3 protein-coding genes are annotated in these 2,304 nt (G+C 25.8%); all 3 read right to left on the reverse strand.

Annotated features, from left to right (window positions below; translation table 11 throughout):
• Positions 1 to 230: 230 nt before the first annotated feature.
• Positions 231 to 671: a hypothetical protein gene (locus MPF13_RS15330; RefSeq protein ID WP_249983639.1), complete on the reverse strand. Its 441-nt coding sequence runs from the start codon at positions 669 to 671 to the stop codon at positions 231 to 233.
• A 212-nt stretch (positions 672 to 883) separates the two neighbouring features.
• Positions 884 to 1,312, reverse strand: a complete 429-nt coding sequence (locus MPF13_RS15335; protein ID WP_249983640.1) for a hypothetical protein — start codon at positions 1,310 to 1,312, stop codon at positions 884 to 886.
• A 275-nt stretch (positions 1,313 to 1,587) separates the two neighbouring features.
• A complete protein-coding gene (locus MPF13_RS15340) occupies positions 1,588 to 2,067 on the reverse strand; it encodes a tetratricopeptide repeat protein (RefSeq protein WP_249983641.1) in 480 nt (159 codons plus the stop codon).
• Between the last annotated feature and the right edge of the window lie 237 nt (positions 2,068 to 2,304).

Genomic DNA, 2,304 nt, shown 5'->3' on the forward strand with positions numbered 1-2,304 from the left:
TTCAATAAAGCAAATCCCAAAATGTAGAAATGAATCTTTGTTATTATGTTCCTGATTTGGGTTTTTGTCATATTGTGGCTAACGTGTTTGTGTATTGAAAGTTGCGATTTTTGAGAACGGCTATTTTCCGTAGGAAAATAGAAGTGATTAAAAAAGCAACAACTTTTGATTAAGCTAAAATTAAGTAATTTTTTTTACACGGTGTTGTAGGTAGTTTTTGTTTTTTCAAATTAGCGATATTTAAATCCATATACTTCTTGTAATTTATGATTCATAATATTGTCAGATGGAAAAACTTTCCATTTAATATTTTGATTTTTTGATTTCAAGAATTTTATAAATTCAACATATTCATTAGAGTCTGCAACACTCAAAAATTTCAATTTCTTAATATTTCCATTTAGTTTAAATTCAATTTTATTCCTAGTTGGATTTTTGGGAGCAGAAATATATTCAACGGTTAGTAATTCAGAATATTCAATTTCAATTTTTTTATTATTGTATACATATTCAATTCTTATTTTTTCCTTCTCAAATATGATATCAAACACTTTTTTTCTTTGATATGAAACTAACCAAATACTCAATAAAATACTTCCAATTATAATTAAGATTTGAATCCCAATGTTTTCTAATGAAATTCCAAAGAAAATTCCGATTCCTAAAACCATTAAAGAAGCAAAAATGGATTCAAAAAAAGCGAAAGATGAAGATGAACTCTATTTTTTCATTCTGTTAATTACCTACAACGTTTCTCGTATAAGTTTTGTTGCGTTTTATTTATGCTAAAATTAAGCAAATTATTAAACAACTTTGTGCCTGCGTATTTTTCCGAAGGAAAAAATTAGCAGCAATAAAGTTTATACAGTGTTAGGCAAAGTTTTCATTCCTTCTTTGATATCCTTATTCTATCAATTTTTGCATTTTTATTCAAAATTCTTTTCGCAGTATAATCTTTATTATATTCTGCAACTTTATCCTCATTAGAGATAAATTCAACAGTATAATTTCCATTTTTAGAAACTGAATACTCGTATTCAGAATTTACTACATCCAACTCAATTTTAGAATTTGGGTTTATTTTCAAAAAGTCATTAAATGTCTTTCCAACTGAAATATTGTTTATAGAAATTGATTTGTCCAAAACTATAATTTCAGAAATTTCTGTTTCACCTTGTTTTTTCCAGACAAAGAAGATTTTTTTTCCACCTTCGATAAAAGTCAAACCTTTTTTCTCACTGTCAATTCCATATTTGAATAGTGGTTCTTTTATGAATTTTTTAGTTCCAACTTTCTCTTTAAAAGTTTTCATAGAAATTCCGTTTTGAACCAATTCAATATAATTTGTTTGACCAATAAATTCGTTGGTATTTAGTAGACTAAATAAAAGAATTACAATTAGATATTTCATTAACTATTTTGGGTTTGATTGGCTATTTTATTTTGCCTAACGTGTTTGTGTTATGAAAATTTGCGATTTTAAGATTGGCTGATTTTCCGCAGGAAAATTAAGACAAGATTAAAAAGCAACAAATTTTGATTAAGCTAAATATAGCAATTTTTTATACACGGTGTTGGCAATAGTTTTTATTCATTTTCCACAATTTTATTATATCCTCCACCTTTATATTTTTTTATAATTGGTTCTATGAAATTAACATATTGTTTTTCTGTTACAGTCAATTTTTTTTCTTTCAGCTTTTTAAATTCTTTTAGGGTTTTTTCCTTTTTCCCAATAACAGTTTGTAAAGTTAAATAACCAATAAATTCAATAATGTTTTTTTCGTTTTCATATTTAATTTCAGGAATTAGATGATACGCTTTTTTGTATAATTCCATTGCTTCATTCAATCTATTCATTTTTTCAAGAGTCATTCCTTTTAAAACAAGAATAGGACTTCTTTTCTGAGTTTTATTTGGTAATTCATTTATAGTTTTCAAAGCTAATTGAGGCTGTTCATTTAGCCAATATATTTTCACCAAACTTTCAATGCTTACTATTTCATTCGGTTCTAATTTTATAGCTTTTTTGTAATAATAAATAGCACTATCTATCTTGTTTTCCATTTGATAGGAAACTCCTTTTTCTTGATATTTAATTACTAAAGGATTTGATGTTTTATTTTCTTTATTACAAGAAAACAGAAGCAAAATTGTCAATAAAATTCCTGCTATTCTAATCAATTCTAGGTTTTTTTAAATTATTGCCAACGTGTTTGTGTATATTTTGTTGCGTTGGTTTAGCGTAAAGTTAGCAAATAATTACTGAATAGAAAATCCGATAGGATTTTCGTAAGTTGGCTA

The organism is Polaribacter sp. Z022, from assembly GCF_023555495.1.
Lineage (GTDB): Bacteria > Bacteroidota > Bacteroidia > Flavobacteriales > Flavobacteriaceae > Polaribacter.

Bases quoted from the DNA above. Each gene is read 5' to 3' on its own strand.
- MPF13_RS15330 (WP_249983639.1), bottom strand. From the start codon at position 671: ATGGTTTTAGGAATCGGAATTTTCTTTGGAATTTCATTAGAAAACATT.
- MPF13_RS15335 (WP_249983640.1), bottom strand. From the start codon at position 1,312: ATGAAAACTTTTAAAGAGAAAGTTGGAACTAAAAAATTCATAAAAGAA.
- MPF13_RS15340 (WP_249983641.1), bottom strand. From the start codon at position 2,067: ATGGAAAACAAGATAGATAGTGCTATTTATTATTACAAAAAAGCTATA.